The organism is Streptomyces sp. NBC_00083 (assembly GCF_026343295.1).
Taxonomy (GTDB): domain Bacteria; phylum Actinomycetota; class Actinomycetes; order Streptomycetales; family Streptomycetaceae; genus Streptomyces.
In genome coordinates this window covers 866,705-893,091 of the sequence record NZ_JAPELY010000002.1, presented here as the reverse complement: position 1 = coordinate 893,091, position 26,387 = coordinate 866,705, and the positions used below count along the sequence as shown (strand labels likewise).

At 72.5% G+C, this 26,387-nt stretch carries 24 protein-coding genes and 1 pseudogene; 14 read left to right on the top strand and 11 right to left on the bottom strand.

Annotated features, from left to right (window positions below; translation table 11 throughout):
• Nucleotides 1–95: 95 nt before the first annotated feature.
• The 3 genes from OOJ98_RS20485 to OOJ98_RS20475 all read right to left on the bottom strand — a co-directional run bounded on the left by OOJ98_RS20485 (nucleotide 96) and on the right by OOJ98_RS20475 (nucleotide 4,278).
• The gene (locus OOJ98_RS20485) at nucleotides 96–1,421 is read right to left on the bottom strand and encodes a hypothetical protein (RefSeq protein ID WP_267056381.1); all 1,326 of its coding nucleotides are present in this window, start codon (nucleotides 1,419–1,421) and stop codon (nucleotides 96–98) included.
• A gap of 573 nt (nucleotides 1,422–1,994) precedes the next feature.
• Nucleotides 1,995–2,993, bottom strand: coding sequence for a PP2C family protein-serine/threonine phosphatase (locus OOJ98_RS20480; RefSeq protein WP_267057042.1), 999 nt, complete (start codon nucleotides 2,991–2,993; stop codon nucleotides 1,995–1,997).
• Nucleotides 2,994–3,183: 190 nt separating this feature from the next.
• Nucleotides 3,184–4,278, bottom strand: coding sequence for a Ku protein (locus OOJ98_RS20475; RefSeq protein WP_267056380.1), 1,095 nt, complete (start codon nucleotides 4,276–4,278; stop codon nucleotides 3,184–3,186).
• Nucleotides 4,279–4,337: 59 nt separating this feature from the next.
• Between OOJ98_RS20475 and ligD the strand changes: the two genes are divergently transcribed.
• Nucleotides 4,338–5,222 (top strand): non-homologous end-joining DNA ligase, encoded by an 885-nt coding sequence (gene ligD / locus OOJ98_RS20470; RefSeq protein ID WP_267056379.1) that lies wholly within the window; start codon nucleotides 4,338–4,340, stop codon nucleotides 5,220–5,222.
• A complete protein-coding gene (locus OOJ98_RS20465; protein ID WP_267056378.1) occupies nucleotides 5,219–6,118 on the top strand; it encodes an ATP-dependent DNA ligase in 900 nt (299 codons plus the stop codon). Before ligD ends, OOJ98_RS20465 begins: the two co-directional genes overlap by 4 nt.
• 23 nt (nucleotides 6,119–6,141) lie before the next feature.
• Here OOJ98_RS20465 and OOJ98_RS20460 read toward each other — a convergent pair whose 3' ends face one another.
• Nucleotides 6,142–6,939, bottom strand: a complete 798-nt coding sequence (locus OOJ98_RS20460) for a nuclease-related domain-containing protein (RefSeq protein ID WP_267056377.1) — start codon at nucleotides 6,937–6,939, stop codon at nucleotides 6,142–6,144.
• A 148-nt stretch (nucleotides 6,940–7,087) separates the two neighbouring features.
• On the opposite strand from OOJ98_RS20460, the gene OOJ98_RS20455 reads away from it, so the two are divergent.
• The 7 genes and pseudogenes from OOJ98_RS20455 (at nucleotide 7,088) to OOJ98_RS20425 (ending at nucleotide 13,968) form a co-directional block, all read left to right on the top strand.
• Nucleotides 7,088–7,387 (top strand): zinc-ribbon domain-containing protein, encoded by a 300-nt coding sequence (locus tag OOJ98_RS20455; RefSeq protein ID WP_267056376.1) that lies wholly within the window; start codon nucleotides 7,088–7,090, stop codon nucleotides 7,385–7,387.
• Nucleotides 7,388–7,533: 146 nt separating this feature from the next.
• On the top strand, nucleotides 7,534–8,184 hold the full coding sequence (locus tag OOJ98_RS20450) for a class F sortase (protein WP_267056375.1): 651 nt from the start codon (nucleotides 7,534–7,536) through the stop codon (nucleotides 8,182–8,184).
• Between the two features lie 90 nt (nucleotides 8,185–8,274).
• Nucleotides 8,275–9,060: a hypothetical protein gene (locus OOJ98_RS20445; RefSeq protein WP_267056374.1), complete on the top strand. Its 786-nt coding sequence runs from the start codon at nucleotides 8,275–8,277 to the stop codon at nucleotides 9,058–9,060.
• 29 nt (nucleotides 9,061–9,089) lie between these two features.
• Nucleotides 9,090–10,379: a HAMP domain-containing sensor histidine kinase gene (locus OOJ98_RS20440; protein ID WP_267056373.1), complete on the top strand. Its 1,290-nt coding sequence runs from the start codon at nucleotides 9,090–9,092 to the stop codon at nucleotides 10,377–10,379.
• 265 nt (nucleotides 10,380–10,644) lie between these two features.
• Nucleotides 10,645–10,875: pseudogene (locus OOJ98_RS20435) on the top strand (SH3 domain-containing protein); the annotation flags it as partial.
• Nucleotides 10,876–11,122: 247 nt separating this feature from the next.
• Entirely contained in the window at nucleotides 11,123–12,514 is a 1,392-nt protein-coding gene (locus tag OOJ98_RS20430) for an FtsW/RodA/SpoVE family cell cycle protein (RefSeq protein WP_267056371.1), read from the top strand.
• Nucleotides 12,511–13,968, top strand: coding sequence for a penicillin-binding transpeptidase domain-containing protein (locus tag OOJ98_RS20425; protein WP_267056370.1), 1,458 nt, complete (start codon nucleotides 12,511–12,513; stop codon nucleotides 13,966–13,968). The genes OOJ98_RS20430 and OOJ98_RS20425 overlap by 4 nt, the downstream gene beginning before the upstream one ends.
• 63 nt (nucleotides 13,969–14,031) lie before the next feature.
• On the opposite strand, the gene OOJ98_RS20420 is transcribed toward OOJ98_RS20425, so the two are convergent.
• Entirely contained in the window at nucleotides 14,032–15,138 is a 1,107-nt protein-coding gene (locus tag OOJ98_RS20420; protein ID WP_267056369.1) for a ferritin-like domain-containing protein, read from the bottom strand.
• A 189-nt stretch (nucleotides 15,139–15,327) separates the two neighbouring features.
• On the opposite strand from OOJ98_RS20420, the gene OOJ98_RS20415 reads away from it, so the two are divergent.
• The 4 genes from OOJ98_RS20415 to OOJ98_RS20400 all read left to right on the top strand — a co-directional run bounded on the left by OOJ98_RS20415 (nucleotide 15,328) and on the right by OOJ98_RS20400 (nucleotide 18,629).
• On the top strand, nucleotides 15,328–16,257 hold the full coding sequence (locus tag OOJ98_RS20415; protein WP_267056368.1) for a diiron oxygenase: 930 nt from the start codon (nucleotides 15,328–15,330) through the stop codon (nucleotides 16,255–16,257).
• 61 nt (nucleotides 16,258–16,318) lie between these two features.
• Nucleotides 16,319–17,041, top strand: a complete 723-nt coding sequence (locus OOJ98_RS20410; RefSeq protein WP_267056367.1) for a TetR/AcrR family transcriptional regulator — start codon at nucleotides 16,319–16,321, stop codon at nucleotides 17,039–17,041.
• A 10-nt stretch (nucleotides 17,042–17,051) separates the two neighbouring features.
• Nucleotides 17,052–17,351: a hypothetical protein gene (locus OOJ98_RS20405; RefSeq protein ID WP_267056366.1), complete on the top strand. Its 300-nt coding sequence runs from the start codon at nucleotides 17,052–17,054 to the stop codon at nucleotides 17,349–17,351.
• Between the two features lie 105 nt (nucleotides 17,352–17,456).
• Nucleotides 17,457–18,629, top strand: coding sequence for a C40 family peptidase (locus OOJ98_RS20400; RefSeq protein WP_267056365.1), 1,173 nt, complete (start codon nucleotides 17,457–17,459; stop codon nucleotides 18,627–18,629).
• Between the two features lie 26 nt (nucleotides 18,630–18,655).
• Here the strand turns inward: OOJ98_RS20400 and OOJ98_RS20395 are convergent, their stop codons facing one another.
• From OOJ98_RS20395 to OOJ98_RS20375, 5 genes are all read right to left on the bottom strand, one after another.
• Complete coding sequence (locus OOJ98_RS20395; RefSeq protein ID WP_267056364.1) at nucleotides 18,656–19,915, bottom strand: styrene monooxygenase/indole monooxygenase family protein; 1,260 nt, start codon at nucleotides 19,913–19,915, stop codon at nucleotides 18,656–18,658.
• 80 nt (nucleotides 19,916–19,995) lie between these two features.
• Complete coding sequence (locus tag OOJ98_RS20390; RefSeq protein WP_267056363.1) at nucleotides 19,996–20,616, bottom strand: ATP/GTP-binding protein; 621 nt, start codon at nucleotides 20,614–20,616, stop codon at nucleotides 19,996–19,998.
• The gene (locus OOJ98_RS20385; protein WP_267056362.1) at nucleotides 20,594–21,004 is read right to left on the bottom strand and encodes a DUF742 domain-containing protein; all 411 of its coding nucleotides are present in this window, start codon (nucleotides 21,002–21,004) and stop codon (nucleotides 20,594–20,596) included. Before OOJ98_RS20385 ends, OOJ98_RS20390 begins: the two co-directional genes overlap by 23 nt.
• On the bottom strand, nucleotides 21,001–21,516 hold the full coding sequence (locus tag OOJ98_RS20380; RefSeq protein ID WP_267056361.1) for a roadblock/LC7 domain-containing protein: 516 nt from the start codon (nucleotides 21,514–21,516) through the stop codon (nucleotides 21,001–21,003). Before OOJ98_RS20380 ends, OOJ98_RS20385 begins: the two co-directional genes overlap by 4 nt.
• Nucleotides 21,513–24,137 carry a nitrate- and nitrite sensing domain-containing protein gene (locus tag OOJ98_RS20375; RefSeq protein ID WP_323177916.1) on the bottom strand — a complete coding sequence of 875 codons (2,625 nt, stop codon included), beginning with the start codon at nucleotides 24,135–24,137 and terminating at the stop codon, nucleotides 21,513–21,515. Before OOJ98_RS20375 ends, OOJ98_RS20380 begins: the two co-directional genes overlap by 4 nt.
• Before the next feature lie 393 nt (nucleotides 24,138–24,530).
• On the opposite strand from OOJ98_RS20375, the gene OOJ98_RS20370 reads away from it, so the two are divergent.
• A complete protein-coding gene (locus OOJ98_RS20370) occupies nucleotides 24,531–25,316 on the top strand; it encodes a hypothetical protein (protein WP_267056359.1) in 786 nt (261 codons plus the stop codon).
• A gap of 517 nt (nucleotides 25,317–25,833) precedes the next feature.
• Here OOJ98_RS20370 and OOJ98_RS20365 read toward each other — a convergent pair.
• Nucleotides 25,834–26,289: a MarR family winged helix-turn-helix transcriptional regulator gene (locus OOJ98_RS20365; RefSeq protein WP_267056358.1), complete on the bottom strand. Its 456-nt coding sequence runs from the start codon at nucleotides 26,287–26,289 to the stop codon at nucleotides 25,834–25,836.
• Nucleotides 26,290–26,387 lie beyond the last annotated feature (98 nt).

The window sequence follows — 26,387 nt, the reverse complement described above, 5'->3', positions numbered from 1 at the left end:
GGGCCACCTGGGCCACCCTGCTCCCTTGGCCCACGCCGCGCAGCCTCAACTACTCAGTGCCGGAAGCGCCTTCAACCGTCCGTGCCACGGGCGCGTCAGGGAGCGGCGACGTAGACGACCTGGCTCACGGCGTTCTCGAACTGCGGCGCGCCGGTGTAGGTCGCACGCCAGTAACCCGCCCCCGCCTGCGAGGCAGTGGTGGAGAAGGCGTAGCCCTCACCGTTCCAGCCGGCCTCGGGCACGGTGGCAACGGTGGTCCAGCCGCCCTTGCCGGTGGCGGAGTACTGGATGTTCACCGGGATCGTGGCCGGAGTCAGGTTGCCTTCGAACCCCATGGTGCCGTCGATCTCGACGGTCGCGGCATCGGAGCGGGTCGCGCTGAGGGACCGGAAAGCGGCGGGTTGCACGACCATGATGTCGACGCTCGCCTGGGCGTCGGCCAGGAACAGGTCGTCGCTGGACCAGCCGACCGCGATCGAGGAGTTGCTCCAGAGCGGCTGGGTCGCCGGGAAGAGCGCATTGCCACCGGCGTCCGTGGTGCGCTGGACGAAGTCGCCGAAGGAGTTGGAGCCCATCGTCTTGTCGGCCAGCGGCTGCCAGCCGGTGGGCGAGTTCCAGAGCAGGGTCGCGCTGGTCGAGTTCACCGTGCCCTTGAACGGGACCTTCCGCTCGCCCGGGGTCTCGACGATCCTGGTGGCGGTCTTCTTCACCGTGATCGGGAAGGTCTTCGAGGAGGACTGGCTGTAGAAGACGTGGTTCGGGTCGTACTGGAAGGCCGCCTCGATGCGGTTCTGGTACTGGTCGGTGACCGGAAGCGTGGCGGAGAAGCTGCCGTCCGCGGCGGTCGTGACCTCCGCGTACTCCCTGTACGAGTTGACCGCCACGGTCAGCCCGCCCATCGGGGTGACGGCGCCGGAACCCGGCCACTGGCCCATCAGGTGACCGCTGATGGTGACGCTGCGGTGCTGGTAGTCGACCGTGGTGCGGTCGACCTTCGTGTCCTTCATGTTCGTCTGCACGGCGTAGGAGAAATAGCCCACACCTGCGGCGGACAGCGTGTCGCCGCCCTCGTCGGAGGCGGACACGTCGATGCGGTAGCTGCCCAGGTCCGGCAGCTGGATGCGTCCGCGGTTCTTCCACGTGCCCTTCTCGGCGGTGCCGGCGGTCAGCTCGAACGTGGCCACCGTGGCCACGGTCTGCTGGGTTTCCATCGAGTACAGGCTGACCTTGACGTCCTTGACGGCGCTCGGCGCGGTCAAGGACAGGACGATCTTGCCGTTGTTGGTCCAGTCGTTGTGAGCTTCCTGGACGGTGATGCCGGTGACTCCGCTGTCCGCGTGTGCGGCCGTGGTGCCGCCCAGCACGAGACTCCCGGTGGCCAGCACGGATGCGTAGGCCAGCAGGGCACGACGAGATGCCACTGTTCCCCCCCTTGTAACCGCTGTATCGCCGACTGGCGATCAGCAGACGGACGCTATCAGCGCTGCCGCGCCGCCCTCCAGCGGGTTTGTGGCACGTGACGGGGCGCGGGGTCGCGCGGTTCCCCGCGCCCCTCAACTCCTCAGTGGAGGCAGCGACTTCAACCCGTCCGACGGTCGAGGACGAGCGCGCTTTCAGCCTGTCCGGCGTTTGAGGACGAGCGCGCTTCAGCCCGTCCGGCGTTTGAGGACGAGCGCCCTTCAGGCGCGAACGGGGTCTGGGGCGGAGCCCCAGGTCCTGAACCCCAGCCCCCTCTTCCCGCCCCCGGAGGGTTTCGGGAAGGGGCGGGGTGGGGTGACTCCCGGGGCCTGGGGCGGAGCCCCAGGAACCCCGCTTTCGTCTGCGGACCGTGCCCGCGTCTCGCGCAGTTCCCCGCGCCCCTAGTAGGGCACCCGGCGTCGCGCCCGCAGCCCGCACCCACCGCGGCGGAGCCGCGCGAACGGCACAGCCCCGCGCCCCTAAAGACGTAGGGCACCCGGCACCGAGCCACGCGGCCGCGCCCACCGCGGCGGAAGCTATTCGCGGTGGCGGAGGAGGAGCATCGCCGCGTCGTCGTGCAGGGGGCCCTCCGTGTGGAGGATCAGGTCACGGCGCAGGGCCTCCAGCGCGGCCTCGGGGTCCGGATCCTTCAGGAGGAGCGTCCGCGCGCCCAGCGGATAGAACGCCCCCTCCCTGTCCCGCGCCTCCGTCACACCGTCCGTGTAGAGGAGGAGCTGGTCGCCCGGGGCGAAGGCGACCCGGAACGGCAGCGGGCCCTCCTCCTCGCCGAGCCCGAGCCCCAGCGGCAGCGCGTACCGGTCCGGCTCCGGGAAGGACACCTCGCCGTCGGCGCGCACCAACAGGGGTGGCGGATGGCCGTAGTTGAGGAACACCGCCCCGTTCTCGGGGTCGAGCTCCGCGATGATCGCGGTGACGAACTTCTCGCCCTCAAGGGCCCGCCCCGCCGCCCGCTCCACCCGCGCACCGACCCCCTTGAGGTCGGGCTCGTCGTGGGCGGCCTCCCGGAACGCGCCGAGCACCGCCGCCGCAGTCTCCACCGATGCGAGCCCCTTGCCCTGCACGTCGCCGATGATGACCCGTACGCCCTCGGGCGCCGCGACCACCTCGTACAGGTCCCCGCCGATCCGCGCCTCCGCGACGGCCGAGGTGTAGGAGACCGCCGCCCGCAGATGGCCCGCGCTGCGCGGCACCGGACGCAGCAGGACGCGCTGGGCGACCTCCGCGATGGAGCGCATGCCGGCCAGTTCCGCCTCGCGGCGCTGACGCATGACGGACCCGGCGACGCCCACCGCCGTCACCCCGGCCACCGCGGCGAGGGAGGCGAAGCCGCGGCGTTCCTCGAAGAGGCCGCTGTACACGCCGAGCCCGACCCCGGCCGCCAGGGCGATCAGGCCGGCCGCCACCGTACGCGGCCAGCCGCCGACGAGTCCGGCGAAGGCGGGGCCGAGCGAGACCAGCGGCAGCAGTCCGACCGTGGGTCCCGCGATCAGGTTGGCCACGACGACCAGGGCCATCACCGCGTAGGGCAGGACCCGCAGCACCAGGGGCTCGGTGGCGGCGCACGCCCCGGTGCGGGCGTGGCCGTCGACGGTTCTTGGCAGCATGACCACACCCCTTTCACACCCTTGGGCTTCCATTTCGCCATCACGAGCGCGCCGCAACCCCTCCGTTACCGAATCGAGGCCGCGCAGCGAGGCGTGGAGCTCAGGCGCTGGCCCGCTTCTTCGGCGCCGCCTTCTTCGCCGTCGCCTTCTTGGCGGTGGTGGCGGTGGACTTCTTCGCGCCGGTGGACTTGGGGGTGGCCGCGGCGGTCTTCTTCGCGGTGGCCTTGGCCGGAGTCGGCTTCGAACGGGCCTGCTTCGACGGGGCCGCCTTCTTCGCCGCGCCCGCGCCCCGCGCACCCTCCCCCTTCGCGCCGGCGCTCTTCTTCGCCGGCGTCCTGCGGGCCGCCGGCTTGCGCGCGTTCAACTGCGTGACCTCGGCGACCGGCTCGTCCCCGCCCGCTCCGTCGTCCTCCTCGCCGCGGGCCGCCTTCGCGGCCTTGACGCTGCTCTCCAGGGCCGCCATCAGGTCGATGACCTTGCCGCCGGACGCGGAGGGCGCGGCCTGCGCCGGGGCGACCGCGCCGTCGGCCTTCGCGGCGATGAGCTCCTCGACGGCGGTGCGGTAGTCGTCGTGCAGGGTCGACATGTCCACCTCGCCGAGGGTGTCCATGAGGGCGTCGGCGAGGTCGAGTTCGGCTTCGCGGACACTGACGTCCGCCTCGGGCGCGGCATCCTCGGACGCGCGGATCTCGTCCGGCCAGAGCAGCCCGTGCATCGCGATCACGTCGTCGACGACGCGCAGCATGCCGAGCCGCTCGCGCCCGCGCAGCGCGAACTTGGCGATGGCGACCTTCCTGCTCCGCTTGAGGGCCTCGCGCAGCAGGGTGTACGGCTTCGCGGCGGGCACTCCGTTGGCGGAGAGGTAGTACGCGGCGTCCATCTGGAGCGGGTCGATGGAGTCGGCCGGCACGAACGCGACGATCTCGATGGTCTTGGCCGTGGGCAGCGGCAGCGAGGCGAGATCGGCGTCGGTGATCGGGATCATCGAGCCGTCGGCGTCCTCGTACGCCTTGCCGATCTCGTCGCTGCCGAGCTCCTCGCCGTCCAGCTCGCACACCTTGCGGTAGCGGACCCGGCCGCCGTCCGCCGTGTGGATCTGGCGGAACGAGATCGAGTGGTTCTCCGTGGCGTTGACGAGCTTGATCGGGATGCTGACCAGGCCGAACGAGATCGCGCCGTTCCAGATGGATCGCACTGTTTCTCCTCTTCGTCCCCGAGGAGTGCGGTTCGCGTGGTTCGTGGGACTCTCATCGTATGACGCCGATCACCGAGGTGGAGGGGCGGCGGATCGCCCTGTCGAACCTGGAGAAGGTCCTGTATCCGGCGACCGGGACCACCAAGGGCGAGCTGCTGCACTACTGCGCCTCGGTCGCGGACCCGCTCCTGGCCCATTTGCGGGGCCGCCCGGTGTCCTTCCTGCGCTTTCCGGACGGTCCGGGGGGCCAGCGCTTCTTCACCAAGAATCCCCCGCCCGGCACCCCCTCCTGGGTGAATACCGCCGAGGTGCCGCGCTCCGACGACAAGGCGGCCCGGCAGGTCGTGGTGGCGGATCTCGCGACCCTGATGTGGGCGGCCAACCTGGTGGTGGAGTTCCACACCCCGCAGTGGCGGGCGGATGCCCCGGCCCAGGCGGACCGCCTCGTGTTCGACCTCGACCCGGGTGCGCCCGCCGGTGTCGTCGAGTGCTGTGCGGTGGCGCTGTGGCTGCGCGGCCGGCTGGCCGACGACGGGCTGCGGGCGTACGCGAAGACCTCGGGCTCCAAGGGCCTGCACCTGCTGGTGGCCCTGGAGCCGACCCCTTCCGAGCAGGTGTCGGCGTACGCCAAGGTGCTGGCCAAGGAAGCCGAGGCGGCCCTGCCCGAGCTGGTCACGCACAAGATGGCGAAGGCGCTGCGGCCCGGCAAGGTGTTCGTCGACTTCAGTCAGAACGCGGCGGCCAAGACCACCGCGACGCCCTACACGGTGCGCGCCAAGGAGCGTCCGACGGTCTCGGCGCCGGTGGCGTGGGCGGAGGTCGAGTCGTGCGGCGCCCCGGACGACCTGACCTTCCTCATCGACGACGTCGCGGCCCGCGTGGAGCGGGACGGCGATCTGCTGGCGCCGCTGATGGACCCCGGGCGGGCGGGCCGGCTGCCGTGAGCGCGCGTGGGCCGCGTCCGCCGTTCACCGTCGCCCTCGCGGAGGCGGTGGGGAGACTGCCGCGCGGGGCTGGGTGGGCGTACGAGCCGAAGTTCGACGGCCACCGGATGGTGGTGTTCCGTGACGCCGACCGGGTCGTGCTCCAGGCGCGTTCGGGGCGGATCGTGACCGCGGCGTTCCCCGATCTGGCGGACGCCGCACGGGAGTTGGCGCCGGGCACGGTCCTCGACGGCGAGGTCGTGGTGTGGACGGAGGGGCGTACCGACTTCGCGGCGGTCCAGCGCCGGGCCGCCGCGACCGCGGCCAGGGCGCCGCTGCTGGCCCGTCGCCTGCCGGCCTCGTACGCCGCCTTCGACCTGCTCGCCGACGCGGGGAGCGATCTGCGGGCCGAGCCGTACGCGTTCCGGCGCGGCCGGCTCGTGGAGGTGCTGGCGCCGCTCGGCCCTCCGCTCCAGGCGGTGCCGATGACGACGTCGGTGGAGACGGCGCTGACCTGGTACGAGACGCTGCCCGCGAGCGGCATCGAGGGGCTCGTCGCCAAGCGGCTCGACGCCCCTTACCGGTCCGGGCACCGCGCCTGGCGCAAGCTGCGGCACACCGACACGCGTGAGGCCGCGGTGGTCGGCCACACCGGGAGCCCGGCCCGGCCGGCCGCGCTCGTCCTGGTGCTGCCCGGCGACGACGTGCCGGTGGTGTCGAGCCCGCTGCCGGCCGCCCTGCGGGTGGAGGCGGGCCGGGCCCTGGCGCCGCTCGCGGATGAGGGGGTCGGCACGGCGGTCGCGGCCGGGCGGGGCGAGGTGGCGTACCGGGCGGTGGCGGTGGGGCTGCTCGCGGAGGTCGAGTGGGCGACGACACGGCACGCGGGGGCGGTGGTGCTGCGGCTGCGGGAGGCGTGAGCAGGGGCGGGAGCGCTCGGGGCTCAGGCGCGCAGCCACGTCCTGCGGTCGCGTGCCGTCCAGTACAGGGACTCCACGTCGGCGGGTTTCAGGAGACCGCCCCGGCGGGCGAGGTCGGGGATCTCGCTGTCCCTCAGAATGCCGACGCCCCGCGCCCGGCCCGGTTCGATCCGTTCGGCGTCGACCAGGACGAGCAGGGGCTGGACCGCCGCCGTCAGGGCGAGCGCGGCGCGTTCGGCCCGGTGGCGGGCGTCGCGCAGGAGCGGCGCCGGGGCGGCCCGGCCGACCGCGACCAGCGGGTCGGCGATCCGCACCCGGCGGCGGGTGGCGTCGAGGGTGGACACGGCAAGGACTCCGGCGGGCCCCACGAGCAGATGGTCGATGGTGGCGCCGCCGGGCAGCGGCACCGCGTGCAGCACCCGCCAGCCCGCGTCGTCGAGCCGGTCGAGCGCGGCGCCGGCGCGTTCCTGCGCGGCGAGGGCGCGGCGGCGGGGGTCGGCGCGGAAGCGGTGCCCGGTGGCGTACCGCTCCAACTCGGTCAGGAGCGCCTCGCCGGGCCGGTTGGGCGCGAGGTCGTCGTCGGGGTGGAGGGCGAGCCGGGCGAGGTCGGCGACGGTCGGTACGGGCGGCGGCCCGACGATCAGCTCGCCCACGGCATAGGGGCGCAGCGCCGCGAGGACGGCGTCCCGGTGGTCGTCGAGCAGCAGCGAGACGCGGCCGGAGTCCCGCTCGTACCAGGCGGCGGCGCGCCCGTCCGGGAGGCTGACGTACAGTCGCGCCTGTCCGTGCCGGTGCACCGGTGTGACCCGCAGTCCTGCCATGCCCCATCACCCCACCCCGACCATGGGAACAGTCGGGTGGCCGTGAGGCAAGGGGCGGTTTCGCCGGTCCGCGATGGACGCGAGGCGGTCATGGCCACGACACTTACGCGCGAGACGCATCCAATGGATCCGGGAGGGGAACCACTCAATGATCATCTTCGGCACCCGCGGCTATATCTACCAGCTCGCGATGCTCACGCTCGTGTGCGGCAACTGCGGCAATCCGGCGGCGCACGCGCTGCGCAAGGCCGTCACGAAGTTCACGCTCTTCTTCATTCCGCTGTTCCCGATCTCGACGAAGTTCCGCACGCAGTGCACCTTCTGCGGGCTCCAGCAGCAGATCACCAAGGAGCAGGCCGAGGGGCTGCTCGCGCAGCCGGTCGCCCAGCAGTCGTACGGCCAGCCGCAGCCGGGGCAGATGCAGGGCCAGAACCCGTACCAGCAGTAGGACGCCGGGCGGCGGGACCGCGTACGGGGTGAGCGGTGCGGGCTGCGCGTCGGCTCCGGGCCGGGGGCGCGATCGCCCGCGGATCTATGGGCCGCTGTTACCTGTGCGCGGCAATGCCGCAACAGCGGACATTTAGCGTCGTAGCCATGACGACCTCCACCCCGCCCCGCACCGCCAGGATCGCGGCCGCCGCCGTGCTGGCCCTCACCGTCGGCGGCGGGATCATGGCCTGCACACCGGACCCGGTGGCCAAGGCCCCGGACGTCCGGGTGCACAACGCCGCCACCCCGCGGGCCGAGGCGCCCGCCGGCCCGCTGAGGGCCGCCGCGCCGGCCCGGCTCGTCATCCCCTCCGCCGGGGTCGACGCGAGCCCGGTGCTGCGGCTCGGGGTGGACTCCGCGCAGGAGCTGGAGGTGCCGCCGGTGGACCGGGCCGAGCAGGCGGGCTGGTACACCGGAAGCGTCACGCCGGGCGAGAAGGGGGCCTCGGTCCTGGTCGCGCACTACGACACGGCGAAGGGCCCGGCGCTCATGCGGAACGTCAAGGACATGAAGGTGGGGGACGTCATCGAGGTCGGCCGGGCGGACGGCTCGACCGCGGTGTTCCGGATCCGGGAGACCGAACAGGTCGAGAAGAAGGACTTTCCCACGCATAAGGTTTACGGGACGACCGATCGTCCCGAGCTCCGCCTGATCACCTGCGGGGGCCCCATCGAGGACGGTCACCGCTCGGCCAACATCATTTTCTACGCCGACCTGGTCCGGGCCGGGCAGGCCGGTCAGGACCGGGCCGGGTAACCGTCCGGACCGGCCGCGTAACCGGCCGGGGCTAGGGCGGAGCCGCGGCGGAGGGTGAAATAGATTGGGGTCCCGCACGACAGGAGCACCTTGACCCGCCACCGCCGCATCGCACTGCTGGCACCCCTGCTGACCGCAGCGGGTGCCCTGCTGCTGTCCGGCTGCGGCGGGGCGGGGCACCTGAAGAGTTCGGGCGCGACGCCCACGGCCATCGGCCCCATCCATCTGTGGCCGGACCTGCCGGCCGCCTCCGCCACCCCCAACGACTACGGCGAGACCGACACCGAGCAGGTGCCCGGGATCAAGGTGCCCGGGGGCGATGTGCGCCGGCTCAACCCGGTCGCCGTGGTGCAGGCCGAGGTGAAGGCCCACCCCAATGCCTACAGCGGCAGCGACGGCCTCTACGACGAAACGGTTCACCAGCTCGCCGCCTGCAAGCAGAAGCCGGGCAGCTGCCCCGTGCTCAGGCCGTACTACCGCGACCTGACCGGGGACGGGAAGGCCGAGCTGATCCTGGGCATCCGGATGCCCGACCAGGAACTCGCGGTGCGCTGCTACATGCCGGCCCCCGACGGCGGGCTCATCCGCATCATGTCCACCGTCGACCAGATCATCAGCGTCGACCTGGCCGGCCGCGATGTGATCCTGCGGTCGGTGTCGGCGGGCATGCCCGGGTACGAGTACCGCACCGCGTGGTCGTGGGACGACCACCAGCAGGCGATGCTGCCCACCCGGGACGAGATCGTGCGCCACAAGTCCGGCGCGGACACCCCCGGCGGCAAGCATCCCGCGCCGACCGGCGCCGGGCAGCCGTCGCCGAAGAAGAAGCCGCCGGCGGCGAGCCCGTCGGCCACCCCCACGGCGGCGGCACCATGAGACTCCCCCGGATACCCCGGCCCTCCCGCATGCCCCTCCCGGCCTGGACGGCGACCCTCACCTGGAAGTCCGCGGTGTTCATCACCGTGATGTGCTGCGCGCTCGCCTCGCTGCTCGGCGTCCTGGTGCACGTCTCGGTGACCCGGCAGACCGTCGGCGAGGCCCGCGACAAGGCGCTCGACCGGCTCACCGACGTCACCCGGATGTACGAGGCCGGCGAGCAGTTGCCGCCCGGCTCCGGCATCGACCCGCCGGAGCTGCCCGGCTCGCTGCGCGCGCTCGCCCTCTCCGGCCGGCGCGGCACCCTCGTCGACGACGACCACGGCCGCCCCACCATGTGGGCGGCGGGCCCCGCCGACGGCAGGGCGCTCGCCGCCGAGATCGACTACACGCAGAGCGCCCGCACCATCAACGGGCTCGACAAGGCCATCCTCGGCTCGTCGATCCTCGCCATCGGGGCCACCCTCCTCGTGGGTGTCTTCGCGGTCACCCGGATCACCCGGCGCCTCCACCTGACGGCGACGGTGGCCCGCCGGATCGACGCGGGCGACCTCGACGCGCGGGTCAACGACCCTCGCACCAGGGACCCCTCACGCCCGCAGGACGAGGTGGCCACGGTGGCCGGCGCCCTGGACACGATGGCCTCGACGCTCCAGGGCAAGCTCCTCAGCGAGCAGCGCTTCACCGCCGATGTCGCCCATGAGCTGCGCACCCCGCTGACCGGGCTGCACGCCGCCGCCGAGCTGCTCCCCGAGGGCCGACCGGCCGAGCTGGTGCGTGACCGGGTCAGGGCGATGCGCTCGCTCACCGAGGACCTCCTGGAGATCTCCCGTCTCGACGCGGGCGGCGAGCGGGTCGATCTGGATCTGGAACAACTGGCCCCGGTGGTGGAGCGGGTGGTGCGCGCCTCGGTCGCGTCGGGGAGCGCGGAAACCACTCTCACGGTGGTGCGGGACACCTGCGTGGAGACGGACAAGCGCCGCCTCGAACGGGTGGTCGGCAATCTGCTGGCCAACGCGCACAAGCACGGCGCGGCCCCGGTCGAGCTGACGGTGCACGGCCCGGTCATCACCGTGCGGGACCACGGCGGGGGCTATCCGGCGTACCTCCTCGACCACGGCCCCCAGCGCTTCCGCACCGACGCGGGGACCAAGGGGCACGGGCTCGGCCTGACCATCGCGGCGGGGCAGGCGGCGGTGATCGGCGCGAAGCTGAGCTTCGGCAACGCCCCGGACGGCGGAGCGGTGGCCCGGCTCGAACTGCCCGAGGTGGTCGGCCTCGAACGGCCCGACGACGAGGCGGCCGAGCGCCCCGAGTGACGGGCCGCGCGGCGCCTCCCGCGCGGCGACCGCAGCGCAAGCACCTCCCGTGACGAGCCGTCACGCTTTGCGATCTCCAAGGTGCGAATTTAGTGTGAGCCAAGCGAATTGAGGGTCGCTCACCCGCGGCCCCGCCCCTTTCACAGGAGGCACCATGTTCCTGCGCTCCCCCCTCGCCGCCCTCGGCCTGTGTGTCGCCACCGGCGCCGTGGCGGTCCTCGCCACGGCGCAGACCGCCGCCGCCGAGGAGTCCGCACACGGCGACTACAAGGGCCGCGTCACCGCCAAGTCCGGCCTGATCCTGCGCGACCGGCCCACCCGGAGCAGCAGGATCGTCGGCAAGGCGGCGTACGGCTCGATCGTGCACATCTTCTGCAAGACCGGCGGCGACCGGGTCAACGGGAACGACCGCTGGTACCTGCTCACCGACGGCACCTGGGCGTGGGGTTCGGCCTACTACATCGACAACATCGGTCCCGCGCCCCGCTGGTGCTGAACCGTCCGCACGCCCGAGGACGGTCGCACTTGGCGGTCGCGAACTGATCCCGGGCGAGCGGGCCTTCCGCTTCCCCGTCACCGCTCCCCGTCACTCGTACGGGTCAGCCCGGCTCGTCCACGGCATCGGCGCCGCCCCCGCGACCGGCAGGGGCGGCGCCGCGCCCCGCATTCCGCTCGACGCCCTACGACATACGGGCCTTACGACATACGGGGACATAGACGCGCATCTTGCTACGTTGCCTGGCATGACCGCACCGTCGGCGGCGGATGCCAGCCCGCCCGAGCTCCGCCACCCCAAACGGCGGGGCGTCGAACTCTCCCTGCTCGTCGGTGCCGTACTCGTCGTGGTCCTCGGCTATGTCGACGTCGGGCTCGCCAGGAACGGCACGGTGCCGCACGACGCCGCGCGCTACGGGGCCGGGCTCGGCCTGCTCGCGCTCCTCGCCCATCTCGTGGTGCGCTTCCGCGCCCCGTACGCCGATCCGGTGCTGCTGCCGATCGCGGTGCTGCTCAACGGGCTCGGCCTGGTGCTGATCTACCGGCTCGACCTGTCGACGCCCGGCAGCCGGGCCGCCCCCGCCCAGCTGGTCTGGTCGACGCTCGGGGTGGTCCTGTTCCTCACCGTCGTCCTGGCCCTGCGCGACCACCGCGTGCTGCAGCGGTACGCCTACCTGACGATGGCGGCCGCGCTCGCCCTGATGCTCGCGCCGATCCTCTTCCCGCCGGTCAACGGCGCCAAGATCTGGATCAGGGCCGCCGGGTTCTCCTTCCAGCCCGCGGAGTTCGCCAAGATCCTGCTCGCCGTCTTCTTCGCCGCCTACCTCGCGGCCAACCGCAACGCGCTCGCCTACACCGGGCGCAGGATCTGGCGGCTCCAACTGCCCACCGGCCGGGTGCTCGGCCCGATCGTGATGATCTGGCTGCTGAGCGTCGGTGTCCTCGTCCTCGAACGCGACCTCGGCACCTCGCTGCTCTTCTTCGGCATCTTCGTGATCATGCTGTACGTGGCGACCGGGCGGACCGGGTGGATCGCGGTGGGGCTGCTGCTCGCCTCGGCCGGCGCGGCGGCGGTGGCCCTGTTCGAACCCCATGTGCACGCCCGGGTCACCGACTGGCTCGACCCCTACGCCACCATCGACGCGGGCCTCGGCCCGAGCCAGCTCGCCCAGTCCCTGTTCTCCTTCGCCGCCGGCGGCACCCTCGGCTCCGGGCTCGGCCTCGGCCACTCGCTCCTGATCGGCTTCGCCGCGAAGTCCGACTTCATCCTGGCCACGGCCGGGGAGGAGCTGGGCCTGTCCGGGCTGACCGCGATCTTCCTCCTGTACGCGCTGCTCGTGGCCCGCGGCTACCGCGCCGGGCTCAGCCTCATCAGCCCCTTCGGGCGGCTGCTCGCCATCGGGCTCGCCTCGATCCTGGCGCTCCAGGTGTTCGTCATCGCGGGCGGCGTGATGGGTCTCATCCCGCTCACCGGCATGGCCATGCCGTTCCTCGCCCAGGGCGGGTCGTCCGTGGTCACCAACTGGATCATCGTGGCGCTGCTCATCCGGATCAGCGATTCCGCCCGCCGCCCGCTGCCCGCGGTCGAGCCGGGCGTCATCGCGGCGCCGCAGCCGACGATGGAGGAGACCGCCACGTGATCCGCTACATCCGGCGGGCAGCCGCCTTCTGCTTCGTCCTGCTGGTGGCGCTGCTCGTGAACGCGGCCCGGGTGCAGGTCTTCCAGGCCGACGCGCTCGACGCCAACCCCGCCAACCGGCGCATCGCCATTGCCCGTTACCACCAGCCGCGCGGCGCCATCGTGGTCGGCGACGCGAGCGTCACCGGATCGAAGGACACCGGTCAGCAGCTGCGCTTCGAGCGCACGTACAAGGACGGGCCGCTGTACGCGAGCGTCACCGGGTACGCCTCGCAGACGTACGGCACCACGCTTATCGAGAACGCGGAGGACTCCGTCCTCTCGGGCACCTCGCCGCTCCTGTCGGTGTTCCCGCTGTGGAACGACCTGACGCGCAGCCGGCACTCCGGCGGCCGGGCCGTCACCACCATCAAGGCGTCGATGCAGCAGGCCGCGTTCAAGGGCCTGGCCGGCAAGAAGGGCGCGGTGGCGGCGCTCGAACCGGCGACGGGGAAGATCCTCGCGCTGGTCAGCAGCCCCTCCTACGAGCCCGGTGTCCTCTCGGGCACGGGCAGGACGGTGGCGAACGCCTGGTCGCGCCTGACCAGCGACCCCGACCAGCCCATGCTCAACCGGGCGATCCGGCAGACCTATCCACCCGGCTCCGCCTTCAAGATCGTGACGGCGGCCGCCGCGCTCGACGCGGGGGCCGTCACGGACGTCGACGCGCCCACCGACACCCCCGACCCCTATGTGCTGCCCAACACCGCGACCACCCTGCCCAACGAGGCGAGCGGCTGCGGCAACGCCTCGCTCTCGTACGCGGTCAACGTCTCCTGCAACACCGTGATGGCGGGGCTCGGCGTGAAGGTGGGCCTGGCCAAAATGGTGGAGGCCGTGGGGAGGTTCGGCTTCAACGACACCGGGATCCGGATCCCCTCGGGCGTCGCCAAGTCCACCTTCGACACCCGGATGAGCCCCGACCAGCTGGCCCTGTCCTCCATCGGCCAGTTCGACACGACGGCCACCCCGCTCCAGATGGCGATGGTCTCGGCGGCCGTCGCCAACGGCGGGGACCTCAAGTACCCCTATCTGGTGGACCGTACGACGACAGCACGCGGCACGACCGTCTCCACGAACCATCCGCGCACCTATCACCGGGCGATGAACCCGGCGACCGCCCTGCGGCTCCAGCAGATGATGGCGGACGTGGTGCGCACCGGCACCGGTACCAGCGCGGCGATCCCGGGGGCGACGGTCGGCGGCAAGACCGGCACCGCACAGAACGGCATCGGCAACATCGGCAGCCCGTACGCCTGGTTCATCTCCTGGGCCCAGGCGGACGGTTCGCCCCGCCCGGCCGTGGCGGTGGCGGTGGTCGTCGAGGACGCCTCGGCCAAACGGGCCGACATCAGCGGCGGCGGCGACGCGGCCCCGATCGCGAAGGCGGTGATGGAGGCGGCGCTGGCGCCGTGACGCGCCGCGAGCAGGGAGCCGGCCGCCCTGCCGCCTCGGCGACGCGACCGGCTCCGGAGCGGCTCAGGACGCCGCGCCCTCCTCGATCGCCTCCGCCACCTCCGCCACCCTCGCCGACTCCTCCTCCTCGAAGCGGTCGCGGTCGAGCTGTTCGGCGATCTCCTCGTCCTGGGCCATCAGGAGGTCGAGGTTTGAGTCGCCGAGGTCGAAGACGCCCATGTCGAGGTAGGCCTTCTGGAGGCGTTCGCCCCACAGGCCGATGTCCTTCACGCAGGGGACGATGCGGCTGAAGAGGAGCTTCCTGAACAGGTGAAGGAACTCGCTCTCCTCGCTGAGCTGCTCGGCCTCCTTCTTCGGGATGCCGAAGTTCTCCAGCACCTCCACCCCGCGCAGCCGGTCGCGCATCAAGTAGCAGCCCTCGATGACGAATTCCTCGCGCTCCTTCAGCTCCGCGTCGGAGAGCTGCTTGTAGTAGTCGCGCAGCGCCATCCGGCCGAAGGCCACGTGCCGGGCCTCGTCCTGCATGACGTACGCCAGGATCTGCTTGGGCAGCGGCTTGTCCGTGGTGTCGCGGATCATGCCGAAGGCCGCGAGCGCGAGGCCCTCGATGAGGACCTGCATGCCGAGGTAGGGCATGTCCCAGCGGGAGTCGCGCAGGGTGTCGCCGAGCAGCGCCTGGAGGTTGTCGTTGACCGGGTAGAGCATGCCGAGCTTCTCGTGCAGGAAGCGGCCGTAGATCTCGGCGTGCCGGGCCTCGTCCATCGTCTGGGTCGCCGAGTAGAACTTGGCGTCCAGGTCGGGCACCGACTCCACGATGCGGGCGGCGCACACCATCGCGCCCTGCTCTCCGTGGAGGAACTGGCTGAACTGCCAGGAGGTGTAGTGCAGGCGCAGCTCGCCCTTGTCGCGGTCGGTCATCTTGGCCCAGTGCGGAGTGCCGTACAGGGTCATCGCCTCGTCGGGGGTGCCGAGCGGGTCGTGGGGGTCGACCTCCAGGGACCAGTCGATCCGCTTGGCGCCGTCCCACTGCTTGTCCTTGCCCTTCTGGTAGAGGGCGAGCAGCCGTTCGCGCCCGTCGTCGTACTCCCAGCTGAAGCGGGCGGCGCCGGTGGCCGGCACCTGCCAGAGGGGTTCCTGCGGGCCGTTCACATAGAGGTCGTGCGTCGACACGTGCGGCTCCTTCGCTCGCGGACGGCGTCGTCCAGCGGCTCAACTTCTGCACAACGTTGTGCATTTGGCAGGTTCACACGGTGGTAGACGCGGGGTCAACAAGTCGTGCGCAAGGGATTGACGAGCTTGCTGACAAGGAGTCTCATAAGGGGTGACTCCAGGTAACCCAGCCATGAGGTGCCCCTCGCCATGACAACCGTGACCGAACGCGAAGTGCTCCGCGACGCACTCGGCCTGCTCAGGGACCGCGAGCAGGTAGCCGAGCGGTTGCTCGAATCGTCCGCCAAGCACTCCTTCGACCCCGACAAGGAGCTGGACTGGGACGCACCCCTCGAGGACGGCAAGTGGTTCTGGCCGCCGGAGCTGCTCTCCCTGTACGACACCCCGCTGTGGCGGAAGATGTCCGAGGACCAGCGCATGGAGCTGGCCCGCCACGAGGCCGCCTCCCTCGCCTCGCTCGGCATCTGGTTCGAGATCATCCTGATGCAGCTGCTGGTGCGGCACATCTACGACAAGTCGCTCACCAGCAACCACGTCCGGTACGCGCTCACCGAGATCGCCGACGAGTGCCGCCACTCGATGATGTTCGCCCGCATGATCAAGAAGGGCGGGGCGCCGGCGTACCGGGTGCCGAGGATGTACCACAACCTCGCCCGCGTCCTGAAGACCGTCTCCACCACCCCGGGCTCCTTCGCCGCCACCCTGCTCGGCGAGGAGATCCTCGACTGGATGCAGCGGCTGACCTTCCCGGACGAGCGCATCCAGACCATCGTGCGCGGCGTGACCCGCATCCACGTGGTCGAGGAGGCCCGGCATGTCCGGTACGCCCGCGAGGAGTTGCGGCGCCAGATGGTCTCCGCGCCGCGCTGGGAGCGGGAGTTGACCCGGGTCAGCTGCGGCGAGGCGGCCCGCGTCTTCGCCACCTGCTTCGTCAACCCGCAGGTGTACGAGAACGTCGGCCTGGACCGCCGGGAGGCCGTGGCCCAGGTGAAGGCGAGCGGCCACCGGCGCGAGGTCATGCAGAGCGGCGCGGGCCGCCTCACCGAGTTCCTCGACGACATCGGCGTCCTCAACGGGGTCAGCCGGCGGCTGTGGAAGAGCTCGGGTCTGCTGGCCTGAGCCCGTGGCCGGGCTCCGGACTCCTGGCGTAAAGCCCGATCCGGGGGATTACGCTGCCCGTATGACCTCAGCCGCGACCCCCGCCTACCGCAGGCTCAGCGTCGAGGAGCGCCGCACCCAGCTCCTCGGCGCCGCCCTGTCGCTCTTCGCGCACCGGGCGCCGGAGGACGTCTCGCTCGACGACGTGGCCGAGGCGGCCGGGGTGTCGCGGCCCCTGGTCTACCGCTACTTCCCGGGCGGCAAGCAGCAGTTGTACGAGGCGGCGCTCCGCTCGGCCGCCGACGAGCTGGAGTTGTGCTTCGCCGAGGCGCAGAGCGGCCCGCTCACGCAGCGGCTCACCCGGGCGCTCGACCGCTACCTCGCCTTCGTCGACCAGCACGACGCCGGGTTCTCCGCGCTGCTCCAGGGCGGCAGCATGGCCGAGACGTCCCGCACCACGGCCATCGTCGACGAGGTGCGGCGGGCCGCGGCCGAGCAGATCCTCGTCCACCTGGAGGTCACGGATCCGGGCCCGCGGCTGCGGATGATGGTGCGCACCTGGATCGCCGCGGTCGAGGCCGCGTCACTGATCTGGCTCGACGAGGACAAGCGGCCCCCGCTGCCCGAGCTGCGCGACTGGCTCGTGGACCATCTGGTGGCGCTGCTCACCGTCACCGCCGCCACCGACGAGCAGACCGCAGGAGCGGTGCGCGCCGCGCTCGCCCACGAGCGGGCCGAGGGCGCGGCGGGTGTGCTGGCCCGCCGGGTGATACCCGTCGTGAGCGGCGCGGCCCACCTGCTGTGAGACTTGGGGGGTGCGAAGCGAGAACACCCTCTTTGTGGGCGGCCCCCTCGACGGGCGCGTCCTGCCGGTACTGACCGGCCCGACCGGCAAGCCCCCGCAGTGGTACGAGGTGCCCGTGCCCGATGCGGAAGGCGGCCCGGCGACGGTGCACGCCTACCGTCTGGAGCCGGCCTCCCACACCAAGCGGCTCGGTCTGCCGCGCGGCTGGAAGTACACCTACGTCCCCGAGGGCCGCGAGCCGCGCCGCTGGCCGTGGACGAAGAAGGGCCCCGGCGCAAGCCCCCGCACCGGGCTGCCGCCGCACGAGTGAGCCGAATACCCCGTTCACCCTCCTCGCGGAGATTGTCCGGTCACGGCGTGCCACGATCCGATCCGGAGAGGCCGGAGTGACCGGCCCGGGACCGGAGGTGAGGACATGTCAGCTCGCGTGCGCCCGGTGTGCGCGGCGGCCGTCGCCGTGGCCCTGGCGGCGACGGCGGTGGCCCCGCTCGCGGTGGCCGCGCCCCGGCCGCCCGGCGAATCCGCGGCCGCGCTCCCCGACGGGCCGCCCGGGAGTTCGGCCCCGGCCCTTCTGAACCGGCTCCAGACGCTGTACCGGCAGACGGAGGAGGCGACCGAGGCGTACAAGACCACCGACGTCGAACTGAAGCGCCGCGAGGCCGAGGACAAGCGGTTCGCCGCCTCCCTGGCCACGGCACGGACCGCGCTCGCGCAGAGCCGCAGCGCCGCGGGCCGGCTCGCCCGGGAGCAGTACCAGGGGCGCAGCGATCTCTCCACCTACCTGCGGGTGTTGCTCGCCGACGATCCGCAGAGCGCCCTCGACCAGGGGCACGTCCTGGCCCGCGCGGCCGGCGAACGCCAGGCCACCGTGGACCGGCTCACCCGGAGCGAGCGGCAGGCCGCCGACCTGGCGCGGGCCTCGCGCCGGGCCCTCGACGAACAGCAGGCGCTCGCCAAGCGGCAGCAGCAGGAGAAGGAGGACGTGGAGCGGCGCCTCAAAGAGGTGGAGAAGCTCCTCGCCGACCTCTCCCCCGACCAGCTCGCCGAACTCGGCCGCCTGGAACAGCAGGGCACCGACCGGGCCCAGCAGAGCCTGCTGGCGTCGGGCGCCCTCAGCAGCACCCGGGCCCCCTCGTCGGAGGGCGACCGGGCGCTCACGTACGCGGTCGACCAGATCGGCAAGCCGTACGTGTGGGGCGCGGAGGGCCCGGAGTCCTACGACTGCTCGGGACTCACCTCGCAGGCGTGGTCGCACGCCGGCCGCTCCATCCCGCGCACCAGCCAGGAGCAGTGGGCGGAGCTGCCGCACATCGCGCTGACCTCGCTGCGCCCCGGCGACCTGGTGGTGTACTTCCCCACGGCCACCCATGTGGCGATGTACCTGGGCGACGGCCTGGTGGTGCAGGCGCCCCGCCCCGGCGCCCGCGTGAAGGTCTCCCCCATCGCCGCCAACCCGCTCCTCGGCGCGGTCCGCCCGGACCCGGCGGCGGCTTCCCTGACCCCGCTCGCGTACCACCCCCCGAAGCTCCCGGAGGGAGCGGCACAGGGGGTGGACACGGGGTACTCGTCCGAGGGCGAACCCGAATGACCGGCTGAACCGGCCGGCGCCGGGCCTCAGGCCTGGGCGCCGGTCACCTCGGCGAGATAGGCGTTCGTCTTCTCGGGGTCGAAGAAGAAGTTCTCGAAGTCGGCCGGGTCGTCGAAGCCGTTGGCGAACCGGTCGGCGACGGGCTGGAGCCCGCCGGCCGCGCCGATCAGGTTCAGGACGTGCTCCGGCGGCGCGCCGAGCATGGCGTTGGTCCACTTCGTCACGTGCTGGGCGGTGTCCCAGTACCGCTCGAAGGTGGCCCGCATCCACGCCTCGTCGAACTCGGCCTCCCCGTGCTCGACGATCGAGGCGAGGTACGAAGCGGCGCACTTGGAAGCCGAGTTGGAGCCCTGGCCGGTGATCGGGTCGTTCGCGACGACGACGTCGGCGACGCCGAGCACGAGCCCGCCGCCGGGCAGCCGGCCGACGGGGTTGCGCACGGTCGGCGCGTAACGGCCGGCCAGCGTGCCGCCCGCGTCGGTCAGCTCGACCTTGGTGGCACGGGCGTACTCCCAGGGCAGGAAGCGCTCCATCAGCTCCAGGGTGAGCGCCAGGTGCTCGGCCGGGTCCTGGACGCCGTTGAACACGTCGAGGGGGCCGCCGGGGACGCCTTCCCAGAACAGGATGTCCGCGCGGCCCGACACCGTGAGGGTCGGCATGACGAACAGTTCGCCCACGCCCGGCACCAGGTTGCAGCGCACCGCCTCGAAGTCGGGGTGCTCCGGGCGCGGCCCGAGGCCGTGCACGTAGGAGACGGCGAGCGCGCGCTGCGGCTCGGTGTACGGGGAGCGGGACGCGTCGCGGCCGAACATCGAGACCAGCTCGCCCTTGCCCGCCGAGACCAGGACCAGGTCGTAGGTGCGGGCGAAGAAGTCGAGGTCGGAGACGGCCGCGCCGTGGATGACGAGCTGTCCGCCGCGCTGCGCGAAGGTCTCCATCCAGCCCGCCATCTTGACCCGCTGGTCGACGGATTGCGCGAAGCCGTCGAGCTTGCCCACCCAGTCGACGGCCCGGGGGCCGATCTCCGGGGCGAGCTCGGGCGGCGCCGCCACCGAGACGCCGACGCCCTCGATCCTGGGCGCCTGGGACTCCCAGAAGTTCAGCGCCAGGTCGCGCTCGTGCTGCAGCGCGGTGTGGAACATGCACTGCGTGGACATGACCCGACCGGACCGGATCTCGTCCGCGGTGCGGTTCGACATCAGGGTGACCTCGTACCCCTGCGCCTGGAGTCCGAGGGCGAGCTGGAGCCCGGACTGGCCGGCTCCGACGATGAGTATTCTCCGCATGCGGGACCGTTCTCCGTTATCTGCGTAGCGAACGTGGGGGGCGGGGCCTGTACGGGGCGGGAGCCCCTGGGGGGTGCGGGCTATTCGGGGCACGCGTCGAGCGCGTGGCCGACCAGGCCGAGCAGCGACTCGATCACCGAGACCCGGTCGCGCGCGTCCATGATCACCACCGGGATGTGCGGCGCCACGGTGAGCGCCTCGCGCACGTCCTCGGGCTCGAACGACTCGGTTCCCTCGAAGTGGTTGACGGCCACGATGTACGGGAGCCCGCAGCTCTCGAAGTAGTCGAGCGCGGGGAAGCAGTCCGTCAGGCGCCGGGTGTCGGCGAGCACGACCGCGCCGATCGCGCCGCGCACGATGTCGTCCCACATGAACCAGAACCGCTGCTGTCCGGGCGTGCCGAACACGTACAGGACGAGGTCGTCGTCGAGGGTGATGCGGCCGAAGTCCATGGCGACCGTGGTGGTCAGCTTCTCCGGGGTCGCCGTGAGGTCGTCGGTGTCCTCGCTCGCCCGGGTCATCACCGCCTCGGTCTGGAGCGGGGTGATCTCGGAGACGGACGAGACGAAGGTGGTCTTGCCCACCCCGAAGCCGCCCGCGACCACGACCTTCGTGGCGATGGGGGCCCGGCTGCGGTCCTGCTGCCAGGGGAGCAACTCCTCTTCGGGGACGAGGAGTTCAGAGGCGGCGGCGGAGTCCACTCAGCACCCTTTCGAGCAGTGCGCGGTCGGGCTGGCCCGGGGCGTGCCCGGTGCCGTAGACGCGTATCTTTCCCTGGTCTGCCAGGTCGCTGAGGAGCACCCTGACCACGCCGAGCGGCATCTTGAGGAGCGCGGAGATCTCGGCGACGGTACGCATCGCGCGGCAGATCTCCACGATGGCGAGCATCTCCGGCATGACCCGGCGCGAGCTGCCGCCCAGTTCCTTGCGCTCCGGGGGCGCCTCGATGGCCGCGACGAACGTCTCGACGAGCAGCACGTGGCCGAACCGGGTGCGGCCGCCGGTCAGCGAGTACGGGCGGACACGGGCGGGCTTCAGGCCCGCGCCGCGTATCGGGAGCCGCGCGGATTTCTCGGCGGGCGGGGTCACTGGGCGGCCTCCATCGACTGGCGCAGCTGACTGCGGACTTCGGGGGTCAGGACATGTCCGGCACGGCCCACGAAGAGCGCCATGTGGTAGGCGACGACGCTCATGTCGCAGTCCGGGGTGGCGTGCACGCCGAGCAGCGAGCCGTCGCTGATGGACATGACGAAGACGCTGCCCTCCTCCATCGCGACCATCGTCTGCTTCACGCCGCCGCCGTCCATGAGCCGGGCGGCCCCCACGGTGAGGCTGCCGATGCCGGAGACGATGGTGGCGAGGTCGGCGCTGGAGCCGCGCGGGCCCTGTCGGGCGACGGCGATCTGGCGCTGCTCGGGGTCGGACGAGAGCAGCAGCAGGCCGTCCGACGAGACGACGGCGACGGAGATGAGCCCTGGCACCTCCTCGACCAGGTTGCCCAGCAGCCACTGCAGATTGCGGGCCTCGGTGCTCGCCCCGATCGTGCCGGTGCCGGGTGTGGCGCTGCCCGCCCCGCCGGGGCCGGTGCCGGTCGCACTCATCCGCGTACCTCCTCGACTGTCTCCCCCGTGTCCGTGTCTGCCTGCTGTTCCGTGGTGTCGAGCTCCGCCGCCACATCGCGGCGGCCCTCGTTGGCGCCCTGCTGGAAACCTCCGAGCCGGCGCCGCAGCGCCTCGGCGGCGTCATTGCCGCCCTTGCGCTCGCGCGGCTGGGCGGGGCCGGCCTTGACGACCTGCGGGGTCCGCTTGGGCAGCCCCTTGTCGGTGAGCCGCTGCGCGGGCTCGGCTCCGGGCCGCGGCTCCGGCTCCGGTTCATGCCGTTCGGGCTCCGGCTCGGGCCGCTCCGGCTCGGGCGCGGCGGCGCGGGGCTCGGGGAGCCGCATCTCGAAGGTCGGCTCGTCGAGGGGGGCGTGGGCCGGCTCGGGCGCGGCGGGTTCTTCCGGCCCGGCGGGCTCGGGCTCGGCGGAGGCCGGCTCGACGGAGCCGACGGGCTCGGCGCGTCCGGCCGGCTGCGCGGGCTCGGCCGGGTCCGCCGCGGGTGCTTCGGCGGGCCGCGCCATCTCGCCCGAGCGCTCCGTACGCTCCGGGAGCACATTGGAGTTGGCCTCGGCGAGGGCGCCCGGCAGGGTGAAGCGCGGGGCGCCGCCCGGCGTCGACACGAGATGGGGCAGGGTCTCCGGCGGGGCGGCGGGCATGATCGCGCCGGGCAGCACCACGACCGCCGCGACGCCGCCCTGCTTCTGCTCGCGCAGTTCGATCCGCACGCCGTGCCGGTGCGCGAGCAGCGCCGAGACGTGCAGGCCGAGACCGCCCGCCTCGGTGCCGGGCTCGCCGGGCTCGTACGACTCCGGGTCGGCGAGCCGGCGGTTGAGTTCGGCGCGCCGTTCGGGCGGCACCCCGATGCCCGCGTCCTGGATGGAGAGCATGATGTCGCCGCCCTCCAGCTGCCAGCCGGAGAGCTGCACCTGGGAGTCGGGCGGCGAGAACGACGTGGCGTTCTCCAGGAGCTCGGCGACCAGGTGGCTCAGGTCGTCCGCGGCGTACCCGGCGACCTGCGCGTACGGCGGCAGGGCCTGGATGGCGACCCGCTCGTACCGCTCGATCTCGCTGACCGCGGCCCGCATGACGTCCACGAGCGGGACCGGGCCCGGATGGTTGTGGTGGTGCTCGATGCCGGCCAGGACCAGGAGGTTCTCGCCGTGGCGGCGGATCACGGTCGCCAGGTGGTCGAGCTTGAAGAGGACCGCGAGCTGGTCGGGGTCCTCCTCGTGCTCCTCCAGGCCCTCGATCACGGTGAGCTGACGCTCGATCAGGCCGAGGCTGCGCAGGCCCAGATTGACGAAGGCGTGCTTGACCGTGCCCCGCGCCTTGTCGAGCTCGGCCGTCAACTCCCGTACGCGACCGAGCAGTTCACCCTTGTCGGCGGCGAGCCGTGACTGGCGGCCGCGCTGTTTGGCGAGGTCCTCGTCGAGGCCTTCGGCGCGCGTGTGCTGCTCCACGAGCCGGCCGTGCAGCTCGTTGAGGCAGCGTACGACCGCGGCGAACTCGTCGTTGCGGCCGGTGAAGCGCACCGGCTCCTCGCTCTCCGGCGCCGCCGCGAGGCGGGCCGAGCCGCGGCGCAGGACGGAGAGCGGGCGGGTGAGGCTGCGGGCAGTGGCGGCACTGACGCCGATGGTGAGCAGCACCAGCGCGCCGATCAGGCCGATCCGCAGCTCCAGGGCGCTCACATCGTCGTCCCGCAGCTGCTCGAACCGCTTGACCTGTGCGGTGGCGAGGGCGGCCTCGGCGCCGCGCATCCGGTCGATCCGGGCGGAGAGCGCGGCGTTCACCGCGTTCGGGTCGGACTTGCGGTCGGCGGCGCTGAGCTGGGGCTGGTCGGTGAGGCGGGTGAGGTAGCTGTCGGCGGTGTCGACGTCGGGGCCGGTGACGGTGGTGGCGACCTTGTCGCGCGCGTCGGCGCCCGCGGCCTGGTCGAAGTCGGCGAGCGCGGACTGCTCGCGCACATGGGCCTGCTGGGCGGCGGCGCTCAGCGCGTCCCGCACCCGGCCCGCGTCGCCGTCGCTCTTCTCCTTCTGCACGTACTTGCCGGCGACCGGGTCGAACACCCTCGTCGTCGGCCCGCTCGGCATCGAGAGCGCGCCGAGTAGCAGCCCCCGGGTGGCCGAGGCCTGCTCGGCGGCCCGGCCGAGCGCGCCGGGCGCCCGTACGGCCTGGGCCGCGCGCGGGGGCGTGCGGTCGGCGAGCTCGTCGGCGACGGCGAGCAGCGTGGCGATGACGTCGGAGTACGCCTTCTGCGCGTCGAGGGCCGTGCCCTTGCCGGTGAGGGCGGTGCGGCGCAGGGCCGGCACGGTGGCGAGGTCGCGGGCGAGGGTCGGCGGCGCGGTGGTGCGGAGCTCGTCGATCTGCCGGTCGACGCGTGCCGCGGGCTCCTTGAGCACCCCGTCCTGGCCGCTCGGCCGGCCGGCCGCGACGTACTGCGTGACGGCGTCGCGCTCGTCGCCCAGCGCGTGGGCGAGGCTGACCGCCTGCTGGTTCAGCTGGGCGAGGGTGGCCAGGTGCTGCGAATCGGTGAGGTCCGCGGAGGCCGCGAAGAGGGTGGGCGCGCCGGCTCCGAGCACGGCGAGGGAGACAACGGCGACGGAGACGACCAGACGACTCCGCACCCGTACGGTGCGTTGTGCGCGTGTGCCGTCGTTGCCCCGAGGCCGCTTGTTCTGCACCGGTGCTCTCAACCTTCACTCGTGTTTGCCAGTCCACCAAGGAAGCCAAGGTGACGACTGGTCATGACGAGTAGTCACTGCTCGGCCACCTGAACGAGTGAACATCACTTCGGAGTTGACCATCAACTCTTCCGGAGCGCCCCGGCACGCCCCCGTGAGACGCGGGTTGGAAGTTCCGCGCGGCCTTTGGCAGGATGCCCGCCCACAGCTGGGCGGAGTGAGGTATTCCCCCGAGATTGTGCGGTTCGCCCCCAGGTACAGGCCAATTGACGGGGTGTCCGGCGGCGCGGGCGCGCTCATGGAGGTGCCGTGAATACGTCGTGCAGACTGGCCGACATGCGCATCCAGCTCACCACCCTTCCCGGAGACCCCGCCCGCCCCAACGAGGACTGGGCCGGCACCGCGTTGCCCGCGTCGGGCCTGGGCGGCGTGCTCGTCGTCCTCGACGGGGTGACGCCCTTGCCCGGTAATGGCGACTGCGTGCACGACGTGCCCTGGTTCACCGCGCGGCTCGGCGGCGCTTTGACCGAACTGTCGGCTTCCCGCCGGGATCTGACGCTGCCCGACATCCTGGCCGAGTCCATACGGCGCACCGCCGACGCCCACCGTGACACCTGTGACCTTTCTCACCCTCGCACGCCTCAGGCAACCGTGGTGCTCGCCCGGTGGGACTCGGCCGAACTGGAGTACCTCGTCCTGTCGGACTCGGCGCTGCTCGTCGAGGCGGCCGACGGGACGGTGCGGGCGATCCTGGACGACCGGCTCGACCGGGTGCCGCGGGCGTCCCTGGCGACCGAGGAACTGGCGGACGCGCTGGTACGCAACAAGGAGGGCGGCTTCTTCACCGCGGCGGCGGACCCCTCGGTGGCGGCCCGCGCGGTGACCGGCCGCGAGCCGCTCGCCGGGGTGCGGGCGGTGCTCGCCCTCACGGACGGCGCGACCCGCTGGGTCGACACGTTCCGCGAGGGGTCGTGGGCGGACTGCGTGGCCCTGGTCCGCAAGGCGGGGCCGGAGGGGCTGGTCGAGCGGGTGCGGGAGCTCGAGGTGGCCGACGGTGAGCGGAACTTCCTGCGGCGGGGCAAGCGCCACGACGACGCGACGGCCCTCCTGGCCGAGCTGTAGCCCGCCGACCCCGGGCGCCCTACAGGGGCGCGGGGCTGCGGCCTTTGCGCGGCTCCGCCGCGGGGGCGGGTGCCCTACACGTCTTCAGGGGCGGGGCTGTGCCCTTTGCGCGGCTCCGCCGCGGTGGGCGCGGCCGCGTGGCTCGGTACCGGGTGCCCTACGTCTTTAGGGGCGCGGGGAACTGCGCGGGTGCCCCAGCACGGTCCGCAGACGAAGGCCGGGGTTGCTGGGGCTCCGCCCCAGACCCCGGGGGATGCCCCACCCCGCCCCTTCCCGAAACCCTCCGGGGGCTAGGAAACGGGCTGGGGTTCAGACCCCTGGGGCTCCGCCCCAGACCCCGTTCGCGCCTGAAGGGCGCTCGTCCTCAAACGCCGGACAGGCTGGCTATGCCGGGAACGGGCACCCTGCCTAGGGGGGAGGATGCCGCGGCCAAGCACCGTGCCAAGGGGGGATGCCGGCGCCAGGCACCCTGCCAAGGGGAGCCCATCCAGGGGCGCGGGGAACTGTGCGGGACGGGTCAGTTGTCTGCTGCGGCGGCGTTCAGCTGGTGGAGGAGGCGGGCCAGCTCGGAGATCTCCGTACGGTTCCAGCCGGCCAGTTTGCGAACGTACCGCTCGCGCCGAGCATCCCGCACCCGCCCGAACCGCGCCGTCCCCTCCGCCGTGATGCGGACCAGCGACGCGCGGCCGTCCGCCGGGTCGGGCTCCCGGGCGACCAGGCCCAGGTCCTCCAGGGCATGGAGCTGACGGCTCATCGTCGCCTTGCCCACCCCGAAGTACCCCGCGAGCTCCGTCGCCCGCTGCGGCCCCGCCTCGTCGAGCCGTACGAGCAGCCCATACGCCGCCGGTTCGAGGTCGGGGTGGACCTCACGCGCCATTTCGCCGGACGAGGCCCTGGCCCGCCGCAGGAAGACGGCCAGCTCGCGTTCGAGCGCGAGGAACTCCTGATCCGGACCGTGCACGTCGGCTCCCATGCCTTAGGTGTGTCGTGACGGCACAGTATTTCCCAGCGAGCTGTGGGGCCCGCATCGCGCCTGGCGCCGAGCCCGGCCACGGCTGAAAGTTTCTGCCG